Source organism: Rhodococcus sp. KRD162, from assembly GCF_017168335.1.
Classification (GTDB): Bacteria; Actinomycetota; Actinomycetes; order Mycobacteriales; family Mycobacteriaceae; genus Rhodococcoides.
Genome location: NZ_JABFAU010000005.1, coordinates 361,348 through 387,086 on the forward strand (window position 1 = coordinate 361,348; position 25,739 = coordinate 387,086).

General features: G+C 64.0%; 23 protein-coding genes and 1 tRNA gene. 9 read left to right on the forward strand and 15 right to left on the reverse strand.

Features of this window, described 5'->3' with window-relative positions; genetic code table 11:
• Nucleotides 1-19: 19 nt before the first annotated feature.
• Nucleotides 20-979, forward strand: coding sequence for a mechanosensitive ion channel family protein (locus J1M87_RS10140; protein ID WP_206489642.1), 960 nt, complete (start codon nt 20-22; stop codon nt 977-979).
• 63 nt (nt 980-1,042) lie between these two features.
• A complete protein-coding gene (locus tag J1M87_RS10145; RefSeq protein ID WP_206489408.1) occupies nt 1,043-1,438 on the forward strand; it encodes a globin in 396 nt (131 codons plus the stop codon).
• 1 nt (nt 1,439) lies between these two features.
• On the opposite strand, the gene J1M87_RS10150 is transcribed toward J1M87_RS10145, so the two are convergent.
• A complete protein-coding gene (locus J1M87_RS10150) occupies nt 1,440-1,907 on the reverse strand; it encodes a cupin domain-containing protein (protein WP_206489409.1) in 468 nt (155 codons plus the stop codon).
• 239 nt (nt 1,908-2,146) lie between these two features.
• Between J1M87_RS10150 and J1M87_RS10155 the strand changes: the two genes are divergently transcribed.
• On the forward strand, nt 2,147-3,703 hold the full coding sequence (locus J1M87_RS10155; RefSeq protein ID WP_206489643.1) for a glycoside hydrolase family 13 protein: 1,557 nt from the start codon (nt 2,147-2,149) through the stop codon (nt 3,701-3,703).
• Between the two features lie 160 nt (nt 3,704-3,863).
• Nucleotides 3,864-4,139 (forward strand): hypothetical protein, encoded by a 276-nt coding sequence (locus J1M87_RS10160; RefSeq protein ID WP_206489410.1) that lies wholly within the window; start codon nt 3,864-3,866, stop codon nt 4,137-4,139.
• Nucleotides 4,140-4,284: 145 nt separating this feature from the next.
• Here the strand turns inward: J1M87_RS10160 and J1M87_RS10165 are convergent, their stop codons facing one another.
• Together J1M87_RS10165 and J1M87_RS10170 are read right to left on the reverse strand one after the other, a co-directional pair.
• Entirely contained in the window at nt 4,285-4,758 is a 474-nt protein-coding gene (locus J1M87_RS10165) for a hypothetical protein (protein WP_206489411.1), read from the reverse strand.
• A 40-nt stretch (nt 4,759-4,798) separates the two neighbouring features.
• Nucleotides 4,799-4,939, reverse strand: a complete 141-nt coding sequence (locus J1M87_RS10170; protein ID WP_206489412.1) for a hypothetical protein — start codon at nt 4,937-4,939, stop codon at nt 4,799-4,801.
• A gap of 410 nt (nt 4,940-5,349) precedes the next feature.
• On the opposite strand from J1M87_RS10170, the gene J1M87_RS10175 reads away from it, so the two are divergent.
• Complete coding sequence (locus tag J1M87_RS10175; protein WP_206489413.1) at nt 5,350-5,994, forward strand: hypothetical protein; 645 nt, start codon at nt 5,350-5,352, stop codon at nt 5,992-5,994.
• 254 nt (nt 5,995-6,248) lie between these two features.
• On the opposite strand, the gene J1M87_RS10180 is transcribed toward J1M87_RS10175, so the two are convergent.
• The 8 genes from J1M87_RS10180 to J1M87_RS10215 all read right to left on the reverse strand — a co-directional run bounded on the left by J1M87_RS10180 (nt 6,249) and on the right by J1M87_RS10215 (nt 17,804).
• Nucleotides 6,249-6,938, reverse strand: a complete 690-nt coding sequence (locus J1M87_RS10180; protein ID WP_206489414.1) for a hypothetical protein — start codon at nt 6,936-6,938, stop codon at nt 6,249-6,251.
• Nucleotides 6,931-7,395 carry a thioesterase family protein gene (locus J1M87_RS10185; protein WP_206489415.1) on the reverse strand — a complete coding sequence of 155 codons (465 nt, stop codon included), beginning with the start codon at nt 7,393-7,395 and terminating at the stop codon, nt 6,931-6,933. Before J1M87_RS10185 ends, J1M87_RS10180 begins: the two co-directional genes overlap by 8 nt.
• 85 nt (nt 7,396-7,480) lie before the next feature.
• The gene (locus J1M87_RS10190) at nt 7,481-12,319 is read right to left on the reverse strand and encodes an NAD-glutamate dehydrogenase (RefSeq protein ID WP_206489416.1); all 4,839 of its coding nucleotides are present in this window, start codon (nt 12,317-12,319) and stop codon (nt 7,481-7,483) included.
• Nucleotides 12,320-12,465: 146 nt separating this feature from the next.
• Nucleotides 12,466-12,876, reverse strand: coding sequence for a thioesterase family protein (locus tag J1M87_RS10195; protein WP_206489417.1), 411 nt, complete (start codon nt 12,874-12,876; stop codon nt 12,466-12,468).
• A 1-nt stretch (nt 12,877) separates the two neighbouring features.
• Complete coding sequence (gene ettA, locus J1M87_RS10200; RefSeq protein ID WP_206489418.1) at nt 12,878-14,557, reverse strand: energy-dependent translational throttle protein EttA; 1,680 nt, start codon at nt 14,555-14,557, stop codon at nt 12,878-12,880.
• Nucleotides 14,558-14,683: 126 nt separating this feature from the next.
• Nucleotides 14,684-15,169 (reverse strand): single-stranded DNA-binding protein, encoded by a 486-nt coding sequence (locus J1M87_RS10205; RefSeq protein ID WP_206489419.1) that lies wholly within the window; start codon nt 15,167-15,169, stop codon nt 14,684-14,686.
• A 167-nt stretch (nt 15,170-15,336) separates the two neighbouring features.
• On the reverse strand, nt 15,337-15,999 hold the full coding sequence (locus J1M87_RS10210) for a YigZ family protein (protein WP_206489420.1): 663 nt from the start codon (nt 15,997-15,999) through the stop codon (nt 15,337-15,339).
• Nucleotides 15,996-17,804 carry an ABC transporter ATP-binding protein gene (locus tag J1M87_RS10215; RefSeq protein ID WP_206489421.1) on the reverse strand — a complete coding sequence of 603 codons (1,809 nt, stop codon included), beginning with the start codon at nt 17,802-17,804 and terminating at the stop codon, nt 15,996-15,998. The genes J1M87_RS10210 and J1M87_RS10215 overlap by 4 nt, the downstream gene beginning before the upstream one ends.
• A 70-nt stretch (nt 17,805-17,874) precedes the next feature.
• On the opposite strand from J1M87_RS10215, the gene J1M87_RS10220 reads away from it, so the two are divergent.
• The gene (locus J1M87_RS10220; protein WP_206489422.1) at nt 17,875-18,300 is read left to right on the forward strand and encodes a MarR family winged helix-turn-helix transcriptional regulator; all 426 of its coding nucleotides are present in this window, start codon (nt 17,875-17,877) and stop codon (nt 18,298-18,300) included.
• Nucleotides 18,301-18,310: 10 nt separating this feature from the next.
• Here the strand turns inward: J1M87_RS10220 and J1M87_RS10225 are convergent, their stop codons facing one another.
• Together J1M87_RS10225 and J1M87_RS10230 are read right to left on the reverse strand one after the other, a co-directional pair.
• Nucleotides 18,311-20,389, reverse strand: coding sequence for a cytochrome c oxidase assembly protein (locus J1M87_RS10225; protein WP_206489423.1), 2,079 nt, complete (start codon nt 20,387-20,389; stop codon nt 18,311-18,313).
• Nucleotides 20,390-20,433: 44 nt separating this feature from the next.
• Complete coding sequence (locus J1M87_RS10230) at nt 20,434-21,591, reverse strand: XdhC family protein (RefSeq protein WP_206489424.1); 1,158 nt, start codon at nt 21,589-21,591, stop codon at nt 20,434-20,436.
• Nucleotides 21,592-21,737: 146 nt separating this feature from the next.
• On the opposite strand from J1M87_RS10230, the gene J1M87_RS10235 reads away from it, so the two are divergent.
• The 3 genes from J1M87_RS10235 to J1M87_RS10245 all read left to right on the forward strand — a co-directional run bounded on the left by J1M87_RS10235 (nt 21,738) and on the right by J1M87_RS10245 (nt 24,145).
• Nucleotides 21,738-21,810, forward strand: a tRNA-Arg gene (locus tag J1M87_RS10235).
• Nucleotides 21,811-21,879: 69 nt separating this feature from the next.
• Nucleotides 21,880-23,022 carry a N(5)-(carboxyethyl)ornithine synthase gene (locus J1M87_RS10240; RefSeq protein WP_206489425.1) on the forward strand — a complete coding sequence of 381 codons (1,143 nt, stop codon included), beginning with the start codon at nt 21,880-21,882 and terminating at the stop codon, nt 23,020-23,022.
• A 13-nt stretch (nt 23,023-23,035) separates the two neighbouring features.
• A complete protein-coding gene (locus J1M87_RS10245) occupies nt 23,036-24,145 on the forward strand; it encodes a class I SAM-dependent methyltransferase (protein ID WP_206489426.1) in 1,110 nt (369 codons plus the stop codon).
• 118 nt (nt 24,146-24,263) lie between these two features.
• Here J1M87_RS10245 and J1M87_RS10250 read toward each other — a convergent pair whose 3' ends face one another.
• Together J1M87_RS10250 and J1M87_RS10255 are read right to left on the reverse strand one after the other, a co-directional pair.
• Nucleotides 24,264-24,497 carry a hypothetical protein gene (locus tag J1M87_RS10250; protein WP_206489644.1) on the reverse strand — a complete coding sequence of 78 codons (234 nt, stop codon included), beginning with the start codon at nt 24,495-24,497 and terminating at the stop codon, nt 24,264-24,266.
• 23 nt (nt 24,498-24,520) lie between these two features.
• A complete protein-coding gene (locus J1M87_RS10255) occupies nt 24,521-25,705 on the reverse strand; it encodes an acyl-CoA desaturase (RefSeq protein ID WP_206489427.1) in 1,185 nt (394 codons plus the stop codon).
• Between the last annotated feature and the right edge of the window lie 34 nt (nt 25,706-25,739).

Consider the following 25,739-nt stretch of genomic DNA (forward strand, 5'->3'; position numbering starts at 1 on the left):
GGTGTCTGCATCAACCCTTCTGTCCGCATCGCCCCCCACCGACCTGTCACTGCTTCGGCAGCTCGACACCCGAGCCTTCGAGCTGACGGAAACCGGACGCGACTGGCTGGTCGATCGTCCGCTGCAGATTCTCGGTTATCTGGTTCTGGCCATCGTGCTGCGCCTCGTGCTGCACCGGATGATCACCCGCTTCACCCGCAACGAGGTCGGCAGATCACCGATGCTGCTCCGGCCACTGCGGGACCGGTCTTCGAGCACCGTCCAGGGCGCCATTCTCAACGAACGGCGAAAGCAACGGGCGAACACCATCGGCTCGGTGCTCAAGTCTGCCGTGTCGGTCTTGATTCTCACCTGGTTCGTGCTCTCGGTTCTCGACGTGCTCGGTATCAACGTGGCACCGTTCATCGCGTCGGCGGGAATCGTCGGTGTTGCACTGGGCTTCGGTGCCCAGAACTTGGTTCGAGACTTCCTGTCCGGCATTTTCATGCTGCTGGAGGATCAGTACGGCGTCGGCGATGTCGTCGACCTCGGCGAGGCGACCGGCACCGTCGAGAGCGTCGGTTTGCGGGTCACGACGATCCGAGATATCAACGGCACGGTCTGGTACTGCCGCAACGGCGAAGTGCTCCGGGTGGGAAACATGAGCCAGGGCTTCGCGGTCGCAGTGTTGGATCTGCCCGTCTCGCATACCGCGAACATCGAGGAAGCCTGCGCTGTCGCCGATCGCGCCGCTGCGTCGTTGGTCGAATCCGGCGACTTCGACAGCGACATTCTCGAACCGCCGCAGATGCTCGGAGTCAACGCCGTCAGCGCGGACACCGTCACCATCCGCGTCACCATCAAAACCCGCCCCGGCCGCCAGTGGGCTGTCCAGCGCCGTCTTCATCAGGACATCCTGGAGGCCTTCGACGACGCTGGCATCAAGGCTCCGTACGCGCTGGGGCGTCCCGGTGGGGTCGCGGCAGATCGCGACAACTAGAGAGACGATGATTACCGTGCGAGGCCGATCAGAGCGATCGGCCCATCCGGAAGAGAGAGTGTGATGACCGAACCGCAGCAGACGTTCTACGACGCGGTCGGCGGTGCCGAGACGTTCCGGTCACTCACAGCGAAGTTCTACGAGGAAGTCGCCAAGGACGAGATTGTGCGCCCGCTGTACCCCGAGGAGGATCTCGGACCGGCCGAACGGCGGATGCGGATGTTCCTCGAACAGTACTGGGGTGGCCCTCGGACGTATTCGGACGAACGCGGCCATCCTCGACTACGGATGCGCCACAGTCCGTTCCGGATCGGTCCGATGGAAAGAGACGCGTGGCTTCGATGCATGCACATCGCGATCGCGTCGATCGATCCGTCGGTACTGGACGCCGCACACCGCGCGCAACTCGTCGACTACATGGAAATGGCGGCGAATTCGATGGTCAACTCGGCGATCTGAGCTACAGCGACGCCCCGCGCCGCGGCCCCTGTCCCCCGGCGACGTTCTTGAGCTTGCCCCCGACCCCTCGCAGGGAGCCGGCGACCTTGAGAACGAAGGACAGCGGCCCGGGCAGGTGCTGACGCAAGATCGCATGCTTGCGTACGTAGTTCTCCACGTGCCACTCCGACCAGGTGCCTGCGCGGAACAAAGCAGCGTCTCCGGCAACCAGAGTGCGCGGTGCGTGGTCGTCACTCGACACGGTCACCGAACCGTCCATGATGTGCACGATCTCGTCCACGGCGAAATACCAGCGGAAGCGTCCGGCCGTGCAGTCCCAGACATTGGTGGTGGTGGTGCCGTCGATACTCTTCGACCACTCGGCGACGCGCGCCTGTGGGTTCCCCTCGAGGACCCAGTCCGGCTCGATGGGACTGTCGTCGAGCGCGATATCGCCGAGCCGTACGGCTTCGATGGTCGAAAGAGTCATGGCTTGCGTCGCGTCCTTACCCGTCGGGCGCGGCCTACGCCGCTACTGATACCAGAAGCAGAACATACAACACTTTCCAAAGCAGAAGGCACGTGTCGGTCATGTGAATGAGCACAAGTCTTTACTCGGTGTTGACCGGAGACGCCACGTCCGCCCGAATCTGCGCGCCCCTGAATCGTTCCTTGGCCATTCGTTTGGCACTATTGCCACTTGTGACCGATCCGACCGAGAGCTCCGAGATGTTGTGGTGGCAGGACGCCGTCTTCTATCAGATCTATCCCCGATCGTTCGCGGACTCCAACGGAGACGGTATCGGTGACCTCGACGGGATTCGGGACAAACTCGGTTATCTCGAACTGCTGGGTATCGACGCTGTCTGGATCGGACCGATCACCTGCTCCCCCATGGCCGATCACGGCTACGACGTCTCCGATCCCCGCGACATCGACCCCATGTTCGGCAACCTCGAGATCTTCGATGCGCTGATCGACGAGGCTCATGCGCGCGATATCAAGGTCACGATGGATCTGGTGCCCAATCACACCAGCATCGAGCATCCGTGGTTTCGGTCGGCCCTGACGGCACCGCGCGACGGAGCCGAGCGCGCCCGATACATCTTTCGAGATGGTCGCGGCGACGACGGATCGCAGCCTCCGAACAACTGGCCCAGCATCTTCGGCGGCCCGGCCTGGACCCGCATCACCGAGCCCGACGGCACCCCAGGGCAGTGGTACATGCACATCTTCGCGCCCGAACAGCCGGATCTGAACTGGGACAACCCGGAAGTGTTCGAGGACTTCGCACGCACACTGCGATTCTGGCTCTCCCGCGGGGTCGACGGATTTCGACTCGACGTTGCGCACGGCATGGCCAAACCCGCAGACCTGGCCGATATGAGTCTCGAACTGAACGCGTTGATGAAGAACGACGACGACGATCCACGATTCAACAATCCCCACGTCCACGACATCCATCGACAGATCAGAACTGTGATGGACGAGTTTCCCGGAACGGTCACCGTCGGCGAGATCTGGGTTCAGGACAATGTTCGGTTCTCCGAGTACATCAGGCCCGACGAGCTGCACCTGGGGTTCAATTTCCGATTGGCCAGCGTCGACTTCGACGCCGAGACCATCCGCGACGCCATCTCGAACTCCCTCGCTGCCGTCGAACTCGTCGCAGGCACCCCGACGTGGACGCTGTCGAATCACGACGTCGAGCGCGAGGTCACCAGGTACGGCGGCGGCGATGTCGGCCAGGCCCGCGCCCGCGCGATGATCCTGGTCGAATTGGCCCTGCCGGGAACGATTTTCGTCTACAACGGTGCCGAACTCGGGTTACCGAATGTACAGCTGCCGGACAGTGCGTTGCAGGACCCTGTGTGGGAGCGATCCGGACACGCCGAACGAGGACGCGACGGCTGCCGTGTTCCGATGCCGTGGGAGGGCCACGAACCCCCGTTCGGTTTCTCCTCCACCGATCAGACCTGGTTGCCGATGCCACCGGAGTGGGACGGCCATACTGCTGAGGCACAGCTCGAAGACGTCGATTCGATGTTGAGCCTCTACCGCACGGCCTTCGAACTACGAGCGCTGCGTCCGGAATTCACCGGCAACGGAATCGATTGGTACGGAGCGCCTCCCGGTTGTCTGGCCTTTCGCCGGGCCGGCGGTCTCATCTGTGCCCTGAACGCATCGGAGGAATCGATCCCGCTGCCGCCCGGCGAGTTGCTCTTGGCCAGTGCGCCCCTCGTCGAGGGCAGACTTGCTGCCAACGCTGCGGCCTGGCTGGTCTAGTGTCCTGAGTCGTAAATAAGACCGCAGTTGACAAACTGCGGCATGGCAACCCGAGGTCCGCGTCCTGCGGAGATCACGTTGACGGACGACGAACGCGCCGAACTCGAGTGCTTCTATCTTCTTCGCAACTGCAGCGATGTACGCGGGCTAGCCTGAGGCGGTGAGTACTTATCTGGCCGAAGCTGGTTTCAGCGAGTGCGTGAACGCTGGCGTCTGCGGCGCTGAATTTGACGCTTTCTTCTTGAAAATCGGTATCGGTTTGCTTTTCGTGTTGCTGTGGTTCGGTCTCGCTACCTATGTGTCTGCAGCTGCGGGGCCACCTCTGACTGCGCGGCGTACGGCGATTTCGATTCTGACAGCTTGGCTTGTGCCGATCATTGGTTCGGCATTCTTCTTCTACTACAGAGAGGACGTTCGTCAGCACAACTGGCCTTAGCCTGGGAGTGAGCAGCAGAGGTCGCTGGTGGTGGTGGTGCGTCGTCCAGGGAGACCAGGGTTTCTACCTTCTCCGCAAGGCAGCTACAGATCCGAGCGCGGCAAGCCCTCCTCCCGTTGGCCCCTGCGTGCGGTTGAACGAGTGCTCACGGTTTTTCTGCGAGGTGACCCATTCGTATGTTGCCGCCGTTCCTATCGCGCCACACCGCTACCTCGTCAACGAGCCGAGGGCACATGAACCCACCTGCATCGCCCCACGGCCACGCTGTGTGCGCCTCGGCCACTGCATTCTGGACAAGGTCCGCCATCGACCACAACGCAGCATCCTCCTCGGCATCGATATTCGCGCCGGTGCCGTTGCCGTTCAGGCCGTTGGCTCGCTGACCGGCGATGGTCACTGCGCTCGCAAGCCACACCGCGCCGCCGTCGGGGTCGTACTCGGCCACCCAACCGATATGTTCGATGACGCCGTTGTACTGGCGCACATGCAGGTCATGACTGAGTCGTTGGATAGCACGCAACCACGGGTCCGGCAGGTCGGCGTGCGTTATCTCGACTCCACGCGACGGCGTCCATCTCCCGGTCAGCACTTGCTCTCGGTTGGGGAAGAAGTGGTTCATGTCGTGAGTGTCTCAGCTGCTCGCGAGGGATGACTGGGCGTTAGATGGAAACCGCCACCCAGCTGTCGGTGTCGGCCTCTACGGTGTCGGTGTGGGCGACGATGTTGAAGAAAATCCGGTGCCCGATCGTGAGCTTTCCGAGCGTGGTCGCGGCAGAAGTTTTGGTGCCTGATTCAGGCATGAAAAACCCGATTCGCGAGACCGCAGAATCGGGTATTCGGACTTAAACGCTTGTGGTGTCAGCGATACCGCAGGAGTCTTGAGCGCTGAACGCGTCTTCCACCGCTCCTCGGGCAGTGCTGAACTCAAGGCGTCGTCCCGCCAACGGCTCAAGCCTATTAAGAAACGAAACCGCAGGTGGACCTCGACCCGCCGCGATCATGCGCGGACTCGCCCCCTTGATCTATCGCGAGCCGCCTCCTCACCGCTGGTGGCATTTTGGCGGCGAGGCGTGGCCATACAACTTCCACCAATCGACCTGAGGTTCGAGCCACTGCCCGCGTATGTCAGCGGTAAGCGAGAGAGCGCTCCAGATGAACAGCGACTGATCTAATGGCGAGAATGAGCGAAGACTTCCCTACCGCGGGTCCAATGTCTGTCACGTGTAGCCCCGCTGCAGCTGAAGACTGGACCGGCTATCCGGAATGGGCTATCCGTGCGCGAACCATCCTCGGCGAACACGAACCCGATGCCGATCAGCATGTTTCAGCAGACGACCGCCGCGCGTTGATGCTCCGGAGCCGCGAGGTACCCGATTGGCGGCGCCCGCCGGAGCGGACGCCCGTCGACGACATCAGCGACGAGCACTGGGCGACGCTGTACCGGCGAGCGGATCTGGAGCTACGTGTCGGTCCGTTCCGCCGCTTCGAACACGGTCTGTTGTTCAGGATCTCTGCAGTGCAACCCGATGCCGCATACCGCGGAGATCCCCAGGACGCACTCAACCTGAGCTTCCGGATTCGGCCGGATCTACCACACAGAATTCGGCTACTCGCCTATGCGGATGTTGGCGGTGATCTGATGACCAACACTGCGCATCCTGGTGAGTTCCCTTCCTTTGCAGACAATTTGTGGATTGTTGGCGGGACTAGCGGCAGAGGAATTGCCGACCACGGCGTTGAAGCCCGAGCCGAGTACTTCGTTTCCCCGTACCCTGGCACGTCCCTGACGCTGTTCGCGTCGTACCCAGAATTCGGCATACCCGTTTCTGGAGTGCACCTCGTACTGAACAGCTGATCTCGAAACATACGTTGTGCACCAAGCGTTCAAACAAGCACCGACCGCCACCCCGGCCACGAGACTTACGATGACCAGGGAGATGCGCCCCACAGCGTGCCCGCCTACGCGGCGAGCGCGTCGCCGCCACGTGACGATACGACGCCTCCGCGATACTCCGAACCGGTCTTAAGCATCACGTACAGGACGTTGGTTCGTCTGCGGGCGAGGCAGATCAAAGCACGTTACTGCGAGCAAATTAAAGACTCAGGACACTAACGCTCCACCGTCAGCGACAGCGGGTTGCCCGCCCGGCGGACGTATACCGAGCCGTAGCGGGCATCGAGGCGAACCCACACCGGCGTCGCGCGTACCCGAACGACCTCGTCTGCTGCGATCCGATCCGGATCGACATCGATCGTCATGGGATCGGTTCCACTGTGCGGAACGAAACCCATTGCCGTCAAGGCGAATACAGTCCGCATGGAGATGGACACCTCGTCGGTCTCCCCGGACACGTGCAGCACTTGTTGTTCGAGCAGCGAACTCGGCGGACCGTGGCTGCTGCCGTGTTCTTTCGCCAGCGCCGCGCCGCGCTGCGCAAGCCCGACGAGGATTCGAGCGGGGACATCGTCGAGGTGCTCGAATCCGCCGTCCGGCGGCAATGCGCCGCGCCAGGCCGAATCCATCGAGAATCCTGGGTCGATCACGCCGTCGTCGGCCTGCCGCAGTGCAGCAACCAGAACATCCGCGCCTGCGCATGTGTCCACAGGAGCGACGGTTCCGGAGACCACCCGCGCCGCCAGGGCATCGAAACCGGTAGCGGCCCAACAGGACACGCCTCCACCGTCGCGGGCGCGCATGCGGATGACGGCCGCGTCGTCCAAGCGCATCGCCCGCGTGCAGAACGCCGCCAGGTTCTCCCGCTCGACCGCGTCGGGAACGGTCAGTACGCGCTCATACACGCTGCCAACTCAGAAGAAATGCACGCTCGTCCGGGGTGAGTCGACGCAACCGCTGTGCATCGATGTCGAAGGCCGCGATCTGTGTCGAGGCCACCACGGCCGCAGGTGTATCCAGGGATGCACCTGCGGCCCGCACTTCGTATCCGACCACGAAGTCGACCGCTCGGACGGCGTCGATCCACATGAACACATCGAGCGGGCCGTCCTCGTGCCGAAGCTGACCTCGATACTTCACGTGCAGATCCGCGATCACGGCACCGTGGCGCAGGTTCGCCGTCGGTCTTCCGTCCACCAACAACCACGGGATACGTGCCTCTTCGAGGAGGGTCACCATGCGGGCATGGTTGATGTGCTGGTACACATCCATATCCGACCACCGCACGTCCACGGCGGCATGAAAGCCGACAGGTTCGGCCTCCGGTCGCCTGTCGGACAGATGGTCCTCGGGCACACTCACGTCTACGTTTCCTCTTCTCGGTCGACTTCTCGGTGACATCCCTCGTCCCGGCTCCGGGGTGGGACCGTCGGGCACGGAACCCGGCTCAGGGGACCATGTTGCGAACCTGGCGGGCGGCAACCGACAGCGTAGCCAGGTCCAGGGTTCCGGTCTCGGCGATCTCGGTCAGGGCGGCTCGTGCCCTGGCCAGACGCGAGGAGTTCGTCGATTCCCACTCCGCGATCTTCTCCGCTACCGACTCGTCCGGTTCCCCTCCGGCCAACACCGCCTGTGTGATTCCCCGCAGCGAGGTGTACAGATCGTCTCGAAGAGCCAAGCGCGCCAACGAATGCCAGCGATCACCGCGCGCCAGCTTCGACACTGCGGAGAGCAGCCAGTCGATTCCAATGTGCGCATCGAGTGCGAAATAGAGCTCGGCAACCTCGGCTCCGTCGCGGTCGACGATATCGGCGATATCGATGATGTCGAGCAGGCAGTAGACATCGAGCAGTCCGAAGATGTGGCGGGCCAACCCAACCGGTGCTCCACGTTCGATTGCCGCCGCGGAACGCGTATCCAGATCACTGGCCTGGTGGCCGGAGATCCACGTGGACACCGACGGTTGCAGGGCGCGTACCTGATCGGCGTAGCGACTGATCTCTGCGCCGACGGCCAACGGCTGTGGCCGGTTCGCCAACAGCCACCGCGAAACACGGTCCAGCATTCGACGCGACTCGAGTAACAACTCGGCCGAGACGTCGGTCGGCACGTCCGCGGCCCTGATCGAATTCCACACCTCGTCGAGTCCGAATATCTCGGTCGCGGCGGCGAACACGCGAATGGCATCGGTTCCCGCGGCACCGGAATCCTCGGTCAAGCGATACGGGAAGGTGATTCCGCCGCAGTCGATGGCCTCGTTCGCCAGAGTCGTGGCCACCAACTGACGCCGCAGTGGGTGCGCGGTGATCGCATCGGCGTACGGCTCTCGCAACGGCTCGGGAAAGTACTTGGGTAGCCGCGGAGCGAAGACATCGCTGTCGGGAAGCTCACTGCTGAGCAGTTCCGCCTCCAACGCGAGCTTCACATGAGCCATCAACGTGGCCAGTTCCGGCGAGGTCAGCCCGCGCCCGTCCTGTTTGCGTCGACGCAGATCGGCCTCCGTCGGCAAGGCCTCGAGCTCTCGGTCCAGTCCCCGCCGAGCTTCCAGGTCCTCGATCACCCGGCTGTGCACGGTGACCAGATTGGGGGCGTCGTATCTGGACGTACCGAGCAGCTCGTTCTGCATGATGTTGTCCCACAACACCAGTCGTCCGACCTCGTCGGTCATGGACGCCAGCAGCTCGTCTCGATCCTCGCGGGCCAGCCTGCCGTCGGCGATGGCCGTTTCCAACAGGATCTTGATGTTGACCTCGTGATCGGAGCAATCGACGCCGGCCGAGTTGTCGATGGCATCGGTGTTGATCTTGCCTCCGGCCGCCGCGTACTCGATGCGGCCGAGGGCGGTGGCACCGAGGTTGCCACCCTCCCCCACCACCGCGGCTCGTACGTCACAACCGTCGACGCGGACCGTGTCGTTGGCCTTGTCACCGACCTCGCCGTTGGATTCGGTCGACGCCTTGATGTAGGTGCCGATGCCGCCGTTCCACAGCAGATCCGCGGGGGCTTTGAGGATTGCATTGACCAGCTCCGGCGGAGACAGCGACTCGACCGATTCGTCCAGACCGAGCGCAGCACGTGCGGCCGCGCTGATGGGAACCGACTTGCGGGTGCGTTCCCAGACTCCGCCGCCGGCGCTGATCAGGGACGAGTCGTAGTCCGCCCACGAAGACCGTGGCAGCGCGAACAACCGCTCACGTTCGGCGAACGAGGATTCTCGGTCCGGGTTGGGATCGAGAAAGATGTGTCGGTGATCGAAGGCGGCGAGCAGCCTGATGTGTCTGCTCAGCAGCATGCCGTTTCCGAAGACGTCACCGCTCATGTCTCCGACACCGACGACGGTGAAATCCTCGGTCTGCGTGTCGATTCCGATCTCGCGGAAATGACGCTTGACGCTCTCCCACGCTCCCTTGGCCGTGATGCCCATGGCTTTGTGGTCGTAGCCGGCCGAGCCACCGGAGGCGAAGGCGTCGCCGAGCCAGAAATCGTATTCGGCGGCAACGCCGTTGGCCATGTCCGAAAACGTGGCGGTGCCCTTGTCGGCGGCGACCACCAGGTACGTGTCGTCTCCGTCGCGGCGCACGACACCGTCCGGAACCGATACCGAACCGGAGGCGCGATCGAGGTTGTCGGTGATGTCGAGAAGTCCGGCGATGAACAGGCGATAGCAGGCCTTGCCCTCTTCCGCATATGCCTGGCGATCGCGATCGGTGTCACCGGTGGACACCGGAGGGCGTTTGACGACGAATCCGCCCTTGGCTCCGACCGGCACGATGACGGAGTTCTTGACCATCTGAGCTTTCGCCAACCCGAGGATCTCGGTCCGGAAGTCCTCGCGTCGATCCGACCAGCGCAGGCCGCCGCGGGCCACCGCACCGAACCGCAGGTGCACGCCCTCGACGCGAGGCGAGTACACGAATATCTCGAATTTCGGCTTCGGTTTGGGCAATTCGGCGATCGATTGCGGATCGAACTTGAGCGAGAGGTATGCCCGATGTTCGCCGTCGGCTGCCCGGACGAAGAAGTTGGTTCGCAAGGTTGCGCGGATCAGCTCGAACATGCTTCGCAGAATTCGGTCCGCGTCGAGGCTGACGACCTCGTCGATCAGCTCTCCCAGTTCGGCACCGATCGAGCGCGCGTCCTCCTCGGAGCTCGCCTCGGGGTCGAACTGCGCCTCGAACAACGCAACGAGCAGTCGAGCGGTGTGTGGGTGCGTCAGCAGCACACCTTCGATGTTGAACTGACTGTAGGGGAAACCGGCTTGGCGCAGGTACTTCGCGTATGCACGCAAGACCACGGCTTGCCGCCAGTGCAGTCCGGCGCGCATCACCAGTTCGTTGAAGCGGTCGGCTTCGGCCTGCCCACTCCACACTGCCTCGAACGCATCGGTGAACCGTTGCTGGACCCGGCTCTCACGATCGGCGGTACCCGCCTCGGACAACTCGGCGTCGATATCTCCGTCGATTGCCGAGTGCAACATCTCGCGCGAAGCCGAAAGCCCGAAATCGTAAATCCAGCAGGACATCCCGTCCGGTCGAACCACCGGGTACGGCCGCTCGTCGTCGACTTCGACGCCGAGGCTCTGCAGGATGGGCAACACCTGGGACAACGAGACACCCCCGCCGCCGATGTACAACGAGAATCTCCAGCTACCCACCGCGGACTTCTCGTTGCGGTAGAGCTGCATGTCGATCGACTCGTCGCCGAGCGTTTCGAGTCGGGCGATATCGGAGACGGCCCGAGCCGGGCCGAAGTCCTGCTTGTACGCCTCAGGGAACGCATCGGTGTACCGCTGAATTCGCAACGGGTCCACGCCGCGATCAAGGGACACTGCGTCGCCGAGCGAATCCTCCCAGGTTCTGGTGGTCTCGGTCAGCGACGCCTCGATCCTGGTGATGTCCTCGGCCGACAGCTCCGTCGTAGCGGCCCCGGATTCACGACGCACGGTCACGTGCAACAACGCCAGGTCCGATTCCGTCACGCGCGCCGTGTAATCGAGCGAGGTTCCGCCGAGCTCGCGGAGCAAGCGATCCTGGATGGCGAGCCGAACACGGGTGGTGTACCTGTCACGCGGCAGGTAGACCAAGGCCGAGACGAACGAGCCGTTCGCATCGGGTCGAACGAACAACCTGACCTTGCGCCGACGCCCCAGTGCCAGAACAGCACTCGCCGTCTCGTACAGCCATGAGCTCGAGGTGGCGAACAGCTCCGAACGCGGCATCGATTGCAGAACTTCGAGCATCGCCTGACCCGAGAACGACCCGAGATCATGGCCGGCGCGCGCGATGACCGAGCGCACCCGCCTCTCGATCACCGGAATATCGAGAACGTTCTCGTGCAGCGCGGTCACCGTGAACACACCGACGAACCGATGTTCGGCGGAATCGTCGAGATCGAGCACGCTGACGAAGTAGGGATACACGGCGCGGTGCACCGTGGCCGGGCTCGCCCCCTGCGTCAAGGCAACCAGATCGCGATGGCCGACAGGTTCCGAACCGTCCCTGTCGGTGACCGATTCGCGCAGCACACCGAGGCTGCTCGACTCGTCGCCGGTGGCCCTGCGCTCGTCGCCGACGCCCTCGATGCTGTATCGCCGGTAGCCGAGCAGCGTGTAGTGGCCGTCGCCGAGCCACCGCAACAACGCAGCTGCGTCACGATGCTCGTCGGCACCGTCCGGGTCCGCATCGCTCGCGCCCCGAGCGACCTCGTCGAGGCGGTCGGCGACCTCTGCCTGCACTCGACGCATGTGATCGGTATCGGCGACCACCTGACGCACATCGGCCAGTACACGACTCGCCTCCGACTCCAGACGTGCATCCGCATCCTCGGGAGTCGACGGGTGGAGCTGAACGTGAATCCAGGACTCGGGCGATCCGCTGGCACTGAGTCCGGTCAGCACACCGTCGGACTCACGACCGACCGACAGAATCGGGTGGACCACATCGGTGTACTCGATGCCGAGACGGGAGAGCAACGAGATGACGGACTCCACCAGCAGCGGCATGTCGTCGGTGACGATCTGCAGGTAGCTTCCCGCAGCCCGATCCGCGGCCGAGGCCGAGTCGCTCGGTCGGTGAACGGCCACGTTCGCCGTCTCCGGCCGACGCTGCGCGGCCAGCCGAACATGGTGCCGGAAGGTCGTGCTGTCGGGGGCATGCGCGGACGCCCCGACAGCCTCGGTGTCCACGTGCTCGAAGTACTCGCCACGCAGGGTGTCCAACTCGGCCAGCAGTCGGTCGTCGAGCCCGTCGGCCCAGTCGTTGTCGTTCAGGTCCAGCGAGCGCGGCATGGTGTTCGAGTACTCCCTCGTGAGGATTTTCCCGACGCCCGCCGATCGCCGGTCGTCGTTGACACCTCGACCTTAGTGTCGAGGACCCTGTTACCGCAGTGACCTCGCAGACCCAGCGCGTCCGATTCACTCGGCACTACTCGGCACTACTCGGCGACGAGATACTCCCCGAGTAGTGCGCGCTCGCGCTCCTCCAACGGACGGGAGGTCGAGGTGTCGAGATCGAACGCCACCATCAGCGCCTCGGCCCGCGCACACACCGTTCCCTCGCGGTCGGTCACCACGTGCTGCACACCGTACGAGGTGTTTCCGACCGACGTGATCCACAGGTCGATCGTCAACGGCCCCGAGTCGTCGAGAATCGGATGCAGAAATTCGGTGGTCAACGTGCGCACCACCGCCGCGCCACGCTTCCCCGGCCCCCCGAAGACCGCGTCCAAGAACTGAACGCGGCCCTCCTGGAGGTATTCGACGAAGCGGGTGTTGTTGACGTGCCCGAGGCGGTCGGAGTCTCCCCACCGCACCTGAAGGGTGAAGGTGAAGGTCTTGTTCGACACCTCAGTCCCTGGTCAGCTTTCGGTGCGTGACGCGGTGCGGACGTGCAGCATCCGGGCCGAGCCGTTCGATCTTGTTGGCCTCGTAACCCTCGAAGTTGCCCTCGTACCAGTACCAGGCCGCCTCGTTGTCACCGAAGCCGCCTTCCCAGGCCAGGATGTGCGTGCAGGTGCGGTCGAGGAACCACCGGTCGTGCGAGATGACCACGGCGCAACCGGGGAATTCTTCGAGCGCATTCTCGAGCGATCCCAACGTTTCGACGTCCAGGTCGTTGGTCGGTTCGTCGAGCAGGATCAGGTTGCCGCCCTGCTTGAGCGTCATCGCCAGATTGAGGCGGTTCCGCTCACCACCGGAGAGCACCCCGGCAGGCTTCTGCTGATCGTGGCCCTTGAACCCGAACGAGCTGATGTAGGCGCGGGACGGGAACTCCGAATTGCCCACGGTGATGAAGTCCAGGCCGTCGGAGACCGTCTCCCACACCGTCTTGGTCGGGTCGATCCCCGATCGGTTCTGGTCGACGTAGCTGAGCTTGACGGTCTGGCCGATCTTCACCTCGCCGCCGTCCGGCTCCTCGAGCCCCACGATGGTCTTGAACAACGTCGTCTTACCGACACCGTTGGGGCCGATGACGCCGACGATGCCGTTGCGCGGCAACGTGAACGACAGGTCCTTGATCAGCACCCGACCGTCGAAGCCCTTGTCCAGGCTCTTGACCTCCACCACGACATCGCCCAGTCGCGGCGGGTTGGGGATCTGGATCTCGTCGAAGTCGAGCTTTCTCGTCTTCTCGGCCTCGGCCACCATCTCGTCGTACCGAGCCAGTCGAGACTTGCTCTTGGCCTGGCGGGCTTTTGCACCGGAGCGCACCCAGGCGAGTTCGTCCTTGAGCCTCTTCTGCAGCTTCTGGTCCTTCTTGCCTGCGACCTCGAGACGCTCGGCCTTCTTCTCCAGGTACGTGGAGTAGTTGCCTTCGTACGGGTACAGGTGACCGCGGTCGACCTCGGCGATCCACTGCGCGACGTGGTCGAGGAAGTACCGGTCGTGAGTCACGGCAAGAATTGCACCGGAGTAGGCGGCCAGGTGCTGCTCGAGCCAGAGCACGCTCTCGGCGTCGAGGTGGTTGGTCGGCTCGTCGAGCAGCAACAGGTCCGGCTTGCTCAGGAGCAACTTGCACAGGGCCACACGGCGCTTCTCACCACCGGAGAGATTGGTGACAGCCGCCTCGGGCGGCGGGCAGCGCAGCGCGTCCATGGCCTGCTCGAGCTGGGAGTCGATCTCCCAGGCATCGGCATGGTCGAGCTTTTCCTGCAGCTCGCCCATTTCTTCCATGAGCTCGTCGGAGTAGTCGGTGGCCATCAGCTCGGCAATTTCGTTGTAGCGCTTGAGCTGGACCATCGTCTCACCGAGACCGTCCTCGACGTTCTCGCGAACGGTCTTGGTGTCGTCGAGTTCCGGTTCCTGCATCAGGATGCCGACCGATGCTCCGGGAGCGAGGAAGGCCTCACCGTTGCCGGGCTGATCGATTCCCGCCATGATCTTGAGGATGCTGGACTTGCCGGCGCCGTTGGGGCCGACGACGCCGATCTTCGCTCCCGGATAGAAGCTCATCGTCACGTCGTCGAGGATGACTTTGTCGCCGTGCGCCTTGCGCACCTTCTTCATGGTGTAAATGAATTCAGCCATGTCGCCCAGCTTATCGGTGCGAGCGCGTCCGAACACCATCGCCCGAGTAGGTGTGGTGCCTACATCGGCCGTCCGCGCTGCTCCGCAGGTGGCGACACTGCACGGACGGCGGATGCAGGCGGCCGGTCACGCGAGGATCGACTCGCGATCGTCCTCGTCGACGCGTTCGGCGGCCTCGATCGACTCCCGATCGAGGTCCTGCGCCGATGTTGTTCCCACATCGCCGTCCTGGGCCGTGTCGGGAGCCGGCTCCTTGGTCCGATGAACCGAGACGATGCAACGCGAGAGGTCCGGTCCGACGGCACTGGCCCGCATCTCGAGATCGGCACGTTCGACGCCGTCGCGATTGGTGTATTCGTTGGTGCGCAGCTGCCCGTAGGCGATGATCGGGTCGCCCTTCATCAGTGACGCTGCCACGCCGCGCACCAGACGGCGCCAGCACGTGACCGTCAGGTACAGGGTGCCGCCGTCCGTCCATTCGCCGGTGGTGCGATCCTGGCGTCGGGCATTGCTGGCCATCCGGAAGCTGAGAACCTCGTCGCCGGTAGGTGTGGAACGCTTGACCGGGTTGGTGATGACCGTTCCGACCACGGCGCATTGTGCCTCGTACATGGTGTCTTCCTCTCGTGTTGCGGATCGCGTGATTGCGATCGAGATCGACACTGCTACGCAGGGAACGCTCGTGGTGGATGGGTTCGGAAAATGTGGACAGCCGCTCGGCCTGTGGATGAAGGGCACGGGCCGAGGCCTGCTCCCGCCGAAAGTGTCGGCTGGGTGTGCTACTCGGGAACCTCCGCGTACATCACTCCGCTGCGAACCGGCTCGACCCGGCCGGCAGTGAGCGAAGCAACAAGTGCCGCAGTCGAATCGGGGTCGACGACAGCGACGGTCAACACCGCAACCGCCGCATACGAGGTACCGAGAACGACGACCCCGTGCCCCCGCAGCTCCGATTCCACGCGCCCCACATCGACGTGGTCGAGTTCGAGCGTCAGGACCTCCCGGCGCTCCCTGGTGAGGAATCTCGCGTGTGAGAGCGCCTCGGTCACCGCGCCGCCGTAGGCGCGGGCCAGTCCCCCGGTGCCGAGCTTGGTTCCGCCGAAGTATCGGCTGACGACGGCGACGACGTTGGTCGCGCGATGTCCGCGCAGCACCTCGAGCATCGGCATCCCCGCAGTCCCACTGGGTTCGCCGTCGTCGTTGGATCGCTCGATGCGAGGGTCGGTAGCCGACGCGTCGACGATGAACGCCGAACAATGATGTCCGGCAGCGGGATCGGCTTTGCGAGCGGCCTCGATCACCGCCCGAGCCTGCGCTTCGGTGGCCGCACGATCGACGACCGCGACAAACCGTGACTTCTTGATCTCGGTCTCACACTCGACGCGGCCCGCGATGGTACGCACGATGATCACCCGGCCTTTCCTGTGCCGTGCTGCACTCATACCGCAACGCTGTCCACCACATCGTCGGCCGCTCGCACCAATCGGGCGTACATCCCATCGAGTTCGAGCAGGGATTCATGACTTCCGACCTCACGCACGACCCCGTGGTCGAGTACCGCGATGCGGTCAGCGGAACGCACCGTGGACAGACGGTGCGCGATGAGGATGGTCGTTCGCCCTTCCATCAAACCGTCGAGCGCCGTTTGCACTGCCCGTTCGGTGCGATTGTCGAGTGCACTGGTTGCTTCGTCGAGCACCAGAATCGGCGGGTTACGAAGCACGGTTCGAGCAATGGCGATGCGCTGCTTCTCACCACCGGAGAACCGATAGCCGCGCTCGCCCACCATGGTGTCGTATCCGTCGTCGAGCCCGTCGATGAACTCGTGGATCTGCGCCGTTTCGGCTGCCGCGACGATCTCGTCGTCGGTGGCGTCGGGCTTGGCGAACCGCAGATTTTCCCTGATGGTGGCATGGAACAGATACGTCTCCTGAGAGACGACCCCCACCAGATCTGCGATGGTCTCCGATGCCATGTCTCTCAGGTCGACACCATCGATGGTCACCGACCCGGCAGTCGGATCGTGCAGCCGCGCAACGAGATACCCGAGCGTCGTCTTTCCCGATCCAGTGGCACCGACGAGGGCGAGAGTGCCACCGGCGGGCACGTCGAGGTCGATATCGCACAGCGTCGGCACGGTGGCACCAGCGTAGGTGAAATCGACCCCGCGGATGACGACGTCGCCGCGCACTTCCTCGCGAGGCAGGGCTATCGGATCGTCCGGCTCGGCCACGTCGATCGGCAGATCGAGATACTCGAAGACACGGCCGAACAACGCGAGCGAGGCCTGCACCTCGACGCCGGTATTGAGCAATTGCATAGTGGGACGGAACAATTGGGTCTGCAGAGCGGTGAAGGCGACCAGCGTGCCGATCGTCAGTGCACTGCCCTGACCGATGGTGATTCCGGCGAACCAGTACACCAGCGCGGGCATGACCGCGAAACTGATCTGAATGGTGGCCATCCGCCACTTGCCCGCCATCATCGCGGCGAGCTCGACTCCGGCCACCTCGTGGGATCGGGCGGCGAACTTCTCGGTCAGTGCCTGCGCGGAGCCGGTGGTCTTGCCCAGCAGAATACCGCTGACAGACAGCGATTCCTCGACCTGAACCGACAGTTCGCTGAGCAACCGCTGTCGTTTGGTCGAGATCTTGCGACGCTCGTCGCCGATACGGCGGGCGACGCGAACGAAGATCGGCAAGATGATCAGTGAGAACGTAGCGAGTTTCCAGTCGAGCAGGAACAGTGCGACCACTGTCGCGGCGACGGTCGTCGCGTTCTGCGCAATGGACGTCGCGGTGTTGGTGACGACCGATTGCATGCCGCCGATGTCGTTGGCGATCCGCGATTGCACTTCCCCGGTTCGAGTGCGAGCGAAGAACCCGAGGGACTGCCGCTGCAGATGCGAGTACACCTGAACTCGTAGCTCGTGCATGAGTTGCTGACCGACGCCGTTGGACATCCACGTCTGTACGACGCCAAGGGTGTTGGTGGCGACTGCGACTGCGATCATGCCGAGCGCGATGAGGCTGACGAGCCGAACATCGCGATCGGGAATTGCATGATCGAGGAGTTCGCGAAGGAGCAAGGGAGAGGCGAGCGCGATGATCGCACTGGCAACGATGATCGAGCTCACGACCGCGATCTTGCGCCGATAGGGCGTGAAGAGAGCGAGGACGCGTCGGACGGGCGCTGGATCGGCAGTGGGCAGAGAACGCTCTGGTCGGCTTTCCAAGTAGACCTCCATGGGTCGATGCAACAATATGCAGAGGTTACCTCACTATGAGGTTGCGTGCAATCCTCGTTATGATTCGTCCATGGACACCGGACCCTCGCCCAACCTGAGCGATTCGTTCATGGCTGTCGCCAGGCGAATCCGCCGGAGCCACATGACTGCGCTCGAACCGTTCGGCCTCAACCCGTCACAGAGTCGGGCACTGCATGTCCTGGCGCGTGAACGTGAGTCGGTCCGGCTACGCGACCTCGCCGAGCATCTGCGGATCGTCGCGCGATCGGCCACCGACATCGTCGACTCACTCGAGGCCGCGAACCTGGTGACACGGCAGCAGGATCCGAGCGATCGACGAGCGGTCCTGGTAGGGCTCACCGATACCGGCCGCGCGTTACTGGACCGAATCGACGACGCACGCCGTCAGGTGTCCTCGGAAATGTTCGACGGCCTTCAGCCGCACGAACGTGTCGAGCTGAACCGGCTGCTCGGCAAGATCGCCGGGGGCGACTGAACCGGATCGGCTATTGTCCGCCGAGCCGATCGCGTCGAGCGAGCTCGGCGAACATCGCATTGTGGGCGGCCAGGTCCGCGTCGTGGTCACGTTCTGCCGCGCGGTCACCGCGCCTGGCGTCGCGCTCGTCGCTGCGAGACCACTGGATCAACAGCGCCAGCATGACGAGCACCAGTGGTATCTCGCCGGTTGCCCACGCGATTCCACCGCCGAGCTTCTGATCTCCGAGCAGATCGGAGTTCCAGTCCAGTCCCAGCGTCCGGTAGTACCAGGCACCCATGACGGTGTTCATACTCATCAAGGCCACCCCGAAGAAGGCGTGGAACGGCAGCGATCCGAACACCACGGCCAGCTTCGTGACCGGCGCAACTTTGCGCGGGGACGGATCCACGCCGATGACGGTCCAGTAGAACAGGTAGCCGCTGAGCACGAAGTGAAGATTCATCAGCAGGTGTGCGCCGTGACTGTCCAGTACGGCTCCGAAGATCCCGCCGAGATAGAGCGCGTAGAAGCCGCCGATGAAGATCGCCGACGCAACGAGCGGATGCGTCAGGAACTTCGACAGTCGGCTGTGCAGGCCGATCAGCAACCATTCCCTCATACCCGGAACGCCGTCCTTACCGGCTGCGGGTAGCACTCGCAGCGCCAAGGTCAGCGCGCCACCGAGAGCCAGCAGAACGGGCACGAGCATCGACAGCAGCATGTGGCCGCTCATGTGCACGCTGAACACAGCCGTCGAATAGCGTCCGATTCCCGAGGAGGTACTGATCAGCAGCGTCGCGCACCCGGCGAGCCAGGCGACTGTTCGACCGACCGGCCACGCGTCGCCGCGCTGGCGCAAACGCCGCACGCCGATCACGTACACCACGGCCATGACGATGGCCGCAGTGCCGAAGATCAGATCGAATCGCCAGTCCAAGGCCATGCGGGCGAACGTCGGCGGCCCACTCAGGTCGTAACCGAGTGCCGCCTCGGTCGGAGTGAGGTTGGGATCGATCTCGGCGGGCGGCGGGGTGCGGCCCAGTCCGACCGCGAGGCCGATCGTCGCCGCGAGCACGAGTACCTCGGCACCCGCGAAGCGAAGCAGAGCTCCGCGGTCGGTGGGATCTGCTGTCAAGGCGGGCAGTGCTCGGCGACGCTGCATCCAGCCGAACCCGCCCAGCACGATCAGGGCACCGACCTTGCCCATGATCAGCATTCCGTACGTGGTGGTGAACAGATCGCCGAGCGAGACCCGAACGAGCGCGTTGAGCACGCCGCTGATGCCCATGACTACGAAGCAGATGCCGGCGATGGTGGAGAATCGGCGCGCGGCGACGTCGGTGTGTGCACCGTGCCTGCGGACGTGTGCCAGGAGCGCGAACAAGCCACCCGCCCACAACGACGCGGCTCCGAGGTGCAGGATCAGACTGTTGGTCGCGACGTCGTGCGAACCACCGGCGGCGGAGTGACCACTGAGCGCCAGCGGCAGCAGGGTGGCCAGTGAGAATGCGAGCAGCGCAGGCGTCCACGTCCACCGCAACACCGTGCGCGAGACGATGGCGAGCACCACGGCCATGATGGCGGTCCAACGCCACGCGCTCGCGATCTCCACCTGGTCGAGGGCGATCCAGAGGTTCGCGGGCTTGATGGCCTCCGCGAACGGCTGACCGGAGGTATCGGACAACGTCAGCGGCACCAGAATCAGCGCGCAGACGGCCCAGACCATCGATGCCGCCGAACCGGTACGGACCGCGCGGTAGCCGTCGACGTCGAGTACCCCGTTCTTCTGCGGTGGCACCAGAAATGCGGCGAGCAGAAACGATCCGACGGCGATGACGGCAGCGATCTCGCCGATTGCTCGCAGCGCGGGCAGACCGTATGTGGTGGCCGGGCCCGGATCCGGGATTCCGAGCAGCACCAACGCGTCGGAGGCGGACAGCATGACGATGAGCGCCGCGACAGCTCCGGCGATGGCGGCGGCAGTGACGAACACCGTCGTCGTAGCCGAACGCGGATCTGCACCCGATGCGGCAGTGCTCTCGCCGACTTCGTCCGCTGCGAGATCAGCGGACGAGGGGTCGATGTTGTCGAGATCCGGTGTTGCCATACCACCAGAGTAAGAGGTGATCAGCAGTACCCGAAACGCGAGTCCTACACAGCGTCGTACTGGTTCCGGCGAGGCCCCTCGGTCGAGTCGTGGTGGATGCGGCCGGGTCGAGTGCGCAATGGTTCACCGCTACCGCCCCAGCGGTGGGCAATGATCTCCGCCGCGATCGATACGGCTGTCTCCTGGGGGGTGCGCGCGCCGAGGTCGAGACCGATCGGACTGGCCAGCCGAGACAGTTCGATCTCGGTCAGCCCTGCCGCCCGTAGTCGAGCCGTGCGGTCGTCGTGGGTGCGGCGAGAGCCCATCGCGCCGACGAACGCCAGCACCGGAATGCGCAACGCCACCTCGAGCAGTGGCACGTCGAACTTCGGGTCGTGTGTCAGCACGCAGACGACGGTGCGCTCGTCCAACTCCCCCGCCGACCACTGCTGAGACAGGTAGTCGTGCGGCCATGCGACCACCACGTGCTCGGCGGCAGGAAAACGCTGCGAGGTCGCGAAGACCGCTCGCGCGTCGCACACGGTGACGCGGTAGCCGAGGAATGCCCCCTGCTGCGCCACCGCGGCGGCGAAATCGATGGCCCCGAACACCAGCATTCGCGGCGGCGGCGCGTGACTGGAGACGAACACCTCCATTCCCTCGCCTCGACGCTGACCATCCGGCCCGTACGCCAGGACGGCCGAGCGTCCCGCGGCCAGAAGCCCTGCGGCGTCGTCGGCGACGGCTGCGTCGGCACGTGCGCTGCCGATGGAACCGCGGGTGCCGGATGGTCCGACCACGATCCGTCGGCCGAGGCGTTCCGGATCTGCGTGTGCAACCACGGTCGCCACCGCGACGGGAATGTTGTTTCGTACGTCCGTCACGAGAGAACCGAGTTCGGAAAACGTGCGCTGGGACACGACTTCGACGAAGACGTCGAGTGTTCCGCCGCAGGTGAGTCCGACGGCGAAAGCGTCGTCGTCGGACACTCCGTATCGAGTGAGTACGGGAGCGCCGGTGCGCATGACGTCCTGCGCGAGTTCGTACACCGCCCCTTCGACGCAGCCGCCCGATACCGAACCGGCAACCGCGCCGTCCGAACCGACCACCATGGCCGCACCGACCGGGCGCGGTGCCGAATCGAACGTGCGGATCACCGTTGCCACAGCGGCGATGTCGCCGGACTGCCAGATGCGCAGAACATCGTCGATGACGTCGTCCATCGAACCTCCTTCCCACACCGATCGGAACGATTCCGAGTCCACGGGTTTCCCACTGCACCGCTCGCCCAACCCATGCCTGCACGGTCGGCTCACACGGAAAGGTACACTCGTCAACCGTGCTCGAGCGGGTTCACTCGCACGTGCCAGCCTCCGTAGCTCAGGGGATAGAGCAAGGGCCTTCTAATCCCTTGGTCGCAGGTTCGAATCCTGCCGGGGGCACCTCTGACCAGCAGGAACGCAGAACCCTTGGGCTCACTGTGGTTGACTTCGCTCAACGAAGGGTCACACGTGCATCAGCTCACTCTCGGAGTCCTCTCACATTCGCGCAAGCCCGATGAGCGTCGACTACCGATTCATCCACTGCATTTCGATCGCATCGACGCCGACATCAGAGCCCGCATTTTCCTCGAATCCGGGTACGGCGAACCGTTCGGGATTTCGGACGAGCACTTGGCCGCTCGGGTTGCGGGCATTCGCACGCGGGCCGAACTCATCGCCGACTGCGATGTGATTCTGCTGCCGAAACCACAGGCGGAAGACCTGCTCGAATTCAGGCCGGGTCAGACGCTGTGGGGTTGGCCGCACTGCGTGCAGGACCGTGAGCTCACTCAGATCGCCGTCGATCGCACGCTGACTCTGATCGCCTTCGAGGCCATGAATCACTGGACCTCGGACGGCTGGTTCAATCTCCATGTGTTCCACAAGAACAACGAGTTGGCCGGCTACTGCTCTGTGCTGCATGCTCTGCAGCTCATCGGTTCCACCGGCGACTACGGCCGCAGGTTGCGTGCGGCAGTCATCGGTTTCGGGGCCACCGCTCGCGGTGCCGTGACGGCACTGAGCGCGCACGGTATTCACGATGTCGACGTCCTCACCCAGCGAGGTGTCACAGCGGTGGGTTCACCGATTCACTCGGCCAACATCGTCAACTTCGATCTCGACGACGCCGATCCCCAGCAGAGTCGAGCGCTCACCCCCGAGGGACGGGTACCACTGTCAGGGTTCCTCGCCGACCACGACGTGATCGTCAATTGTGTTCTGCAGGACACCAACGCACCGTTGACGTTCTTGATGAACGACGATCTCCCCACTCTCGCACCCGGCACGCTCGTGGTCGACGTTTCCTGCGACGAAGGGATGGGCTTCGAATGGGCAAAGCCGACGTCGTTCGCCGATCCCATGTTCACCGTGGGAGAGAACGTGCACTACTACGCCGTCGACCACAGCCCGTCCTACCTGTGGAACTCGGCAACCTGGGAGATCAGCGAATCATTGCTGCCGTATCTGCGAACCGTGTTGGACGGCCACGCGGCCTGGAGTCGTGATGCCACCATCGAGCGCTCGATCGAGATCAGGAACGGCGTCATCGTGAACCCCAATATCCTTGCCTTCCAACACCGCAGTGCGCAGTACCCGCACACCGCAGCGTGAACGGGCACACTTCGTGAGCGTCACATGGGTCGAGGACGGTAGCGAACGCACCTCCCGCTGGCAGTCCGAGAACGGCGCTCCCCCGCCCCGCCAGGTGCGCATCGTGAACGATTCGACCACTGCCGACGTGGCGTACAAGCTGGCCACGATCGGCGAGGCCCTGTTGTGGCGTGGGGATTACAACAATGCACGACAGCTGTTGTCGGCCATGGCCCGCCGGGTACCGGCCGCGAAACATTCTCCGGATGCGTCGGGTGCGGAGCGGTTCCATCTGCACCGCCAGTACCAGGCGCGACGTGCGCGAGTATTGGGAATGCTTCTGGTAGAACTCGATTCGGACGCGTGTCTCGATCTTGGCCGGGCACCGGACGTGCGGGCCGCCGTCACGGAGGCTATGGGCCCGGACGCAGTGCCGTGCGTCCTGTCGTTGCGCGAGCTACTCGGTATCGTCGGCGCACACGAGTGGCGTCGCAAGGGTGTCTTCGTTCCGGCTCTCGACGCCTCGATCCACCCGCACTACGGCGTCTTCTCCCCCGTCCGCGGCGAGTACATCCAACTCGTCGCCACCGCACCGCTGCCGCACACGGACCGAGCGTTCGACATCGGCACCGGCTCGGGGGTCCTTGCTGCAGTACTCGCCCGCCGCGGCGTGACCTCGGTGGTCGCGACCGACAAGGATCCGCGGTCGGTGGCGTGCGCGCGAGCCAACATCGATGCCCTCGGATACGCAGATCGGGTCGAGGTGGTGCAGGCGGACATTTTCCCGTCCGGTCGCGCGGGGCTGATCGTGTGCAATCCGCCCTGGATTCCCACGAAGCCGACGTCCGGGATCGAGCACGCGGTCTACGACCCGGGCTCGCGGATGCTCAAGTCGTTTCTGAGCCGTCTCCGTGGGCATCTGACACCGAACGGTGAGGCGTGGTTGATCGTGTCCGACCTCGCCGAGCTACTCGAATTGGTCACTCGCGCAGACCTTCTCACGGCTATCGATGCTGCAGGCCTGTCCGTCGTCGGCCGTACCGACACCGCCCCGACTCATTCGCGCGTCACCGACAGCGCCGATGTGTTGCACGAGGCACGCTCGCGCGAAACCACGTCGCTGTGGCAACTGCGGGCACGCTGACCGCACACGAGAGCGCCGCCCGAGCAGTGCTCGGGCGGCGCTGTGCGAATCTGGTGCTGCAGTGTCGACCTGGTGCTGCAGTGTCGATCTGGTGCTGCAGTGTCGATCGGGTACTGCCCTATCGTTCGCGGGTCTCGAACTCTCCGTTGATCACGGTGCCCAGCGGAGCGTCGCGCTCCGCCTTCTTCGCTGCCTCGCGCATCTCGATGCCATCGGTGATCAGATCACCGATTTCACGCGTGACGTCGCGGACGGCTCCGGCGATGATCACGACGATCCGGCCGACGTGAGTCGCGGCCGATTCGGTGAAGTCCTGAACGGTATCTTTGTTGCGCTCGAACTTTCCTACCACCAGGACCGCCCCCTTCGAAGTCGTCACGCTGCGCTGGTCTTCTTACGCTCGACGATAACACCGGCGGGAGCCGCCGAACCCGTGAGCGAGTTGGGCAGAGCCAGCTTGAAGATCTTGCCCCACACGGTGCCGATCTGGTGGAAGAAGCCACCGGTGTTGTACGGCAGGTCGTACTTCTCACACAGCGCCTTGACCTCGGGCGCGATCTGCGGGTAGCGATGCGCGGGCAGATCGGGGAACAGGTGGTGCTCGATCTGGTGTGAGAGGTTGCCCGACATGATGTGGAACAGCGGGCTGCCCTCGATGTTGGCCGATCCCAACATCTGACGGACGTACCACTCGCCGCGGGTCTCCTCGGCAGTCTCTTCCTGGCTGAAGGTCTGGACTCCGGTCGGGAAGTGGCCGCAGAAGATGATCGAGTAGCTCCACACGTTGCGGATGAGGTTCGCGGCGACGTTTCCGACCACGGTAGAGACGAAGAACGGGCCGGTCAGCGCAGGGAAGATCACGTAGTCCTTGAGGGCCTGCTTGCCCGCCTTGCGCCACATGCCCTGCAGCAGCGGCTTGACGTCGTGCCACTTGCGCTTGCCCGCAACGATGTTCTCGGTCTCGAGGTCGTGCAGCATGACGCCCCACTCGAAGAACGTCATCAGCAAGAACGCGTAGACCGGGTTACCGAGGTAGTACGGGTTCCACTTCTGATCCTGGTCCATCCGCAGGATGCCGTAACCGATGTCGCGGTCCATGCCGACGATGTTGGTGAAGGTGTGGTGCATGTAGTTGTGCGAGTGCTTCCACTGTTCCGCCGGGCAGACGGTGTCCCACTCGAAAACCTGGGAGTTCAGGCCGGGCTCACGCATCCAGTCGTACTGGCCGTGCATGACGTTGTGCCCGATCTCCATGTTGTCGAGTATTTTCGCCACGCCGAGGGCACCGACGCCTGCCAGCCACGCGGGCGGGAGGAACGGCAGGTACATCAATGCGCGTCCGGTGATCTCGAGGCCGCGCTGGGCCTTGATGATCTTGTAGATGTATTCGCGGTCCTCGTCGCCCAGCTTCGCGACCGTGCGGGCGCGGAGGTCGTCGAGTTCGCGGCCGAGTTCTTCGACTTGCTCGAAGGTCAGCACGGTGGGCTGGTCCGGCACGGACTCGTTGCGGCGAAAGGGCAGGACGGTGGTGGGCAGGATCGAGAGAATCGTTCCGAGCATCTGATGATCTCCAATTCGATCGGGTCGAGATGGG

What these genes read in the sequence shown, in the direction of transcription:
- J1M87_RS10225 (WP_206489423.1), bottom strand. Translation starts at nt 20,389, where the DNA reads ATGGCAACACCGGATCTCGACAACATCGACCCCTCGTCCGCTGATCTC.
- J1M87_RS10165 (WP_206489411.1), bottom strand. Translation starts at nt 4,758, where the DNA reads ATGAACCACTTCTTCCCCAACCGAGAGCAAGTGCTGACCGGGAGATGG.
- J1M87_RS10190 (WP_206489416.1), bottom strand. Translation starts at nt 12,319, where the DNA reads ATGCCGCGCTCGCTGGACCTGAACGACAACGACTGGGCCGACGGGCTC.
- J1M87_RS10170 (WP_206489412.1), bottom strand. Translation starts at nt 4,939, where the DNA reads ATGCCTGAATCAGGCACCAAAACTTCTGCCGCGACCACGCTCGGAAAG.
- J1M87_RS10220 (WP_206489422.1), top strand. Translation starts at nt 17,875, where the DNA reads ATGGACACCGGACCCTCGCCCAACCTGAGCGATTCGTTCATGGCTGTC.
- J1M87_RS10255 (WP_206489427.1), bottom strand. Translation starts at nt 25,705, where the DNA reads ATGCTCGGAACGATTCTCTCGATCCTGCCCACCACCGTCCTGCCCTTT.
- J1M87_RS10155 (WP_206489643.1), top strand. Translation starts at nt 2,147, where the DNA reads ATGTTGTGGTGGCAGGACGCCGTCTTCTATCAGATCTATCCCCGATCG.
- J1M87_RS10230 (WP_206489424.1), bottom strand. Translation starts at nt 21,591, where the DNA reads ATGGACGACGTCATCGACGATGTTCTGCGCATCTGGCAGTCCGGCGAC.
- J1M87_RS10205 (WP_206489419.1), bottom strand. Translation starts at nt 15,169, where the DNA reads ATGTACGAGGCACAATGCGCCGTGGTCGGAACGGTCATCACCAACCCG.
- J1M87_RS10175 (WP_206489413.1), top strand. Translation starts at nt 5,350, where the DNA reads ATGTCTGTCACGTGTAGCCCCGCTGCAGCTGAAGACTGGACCGGCTAT.
- J1M87_RS10145 (WP_206489408.1), top strand. Translation starts at nt 1,043, where the DNA reads ATGACCGAACCGCAGCAGACGTTCTACGACGCGGTCGGCGGTGCCGAG.
- ettA (WP_206489418.1), bottom strand. Translation starts at nt 14,557, where the DNA reads ATGGCTGAATTCATTTACACCATGAAGAAGGTGCGCAAGGCGCACGGC.
- J1M87_RS10210 (WP_206489420.1), bottom strand. Translation starts at nt 15,999, where the DNA reads ATGAGTGCAGCACGGCACAGGAAAGGCCGGGTGATCATCGTGCGTACC.
- J1M87_RS10150 (WP_206489409.1), bottom strand. Translation starts at nt 1,907, where the DNA reads ATGACTCTTTCGACCATCGAAGCCGTACGGCTCGGCGATATCGCGCTC.
- J1M87_RS10215 (WP_206489421.1), bottom strand. Translation starts at nt 17,804, where the DNA reads ATGGAGGTCTACTTGGAAAGCCGACCAGAGCGTTCTCTGCCCACTGCC.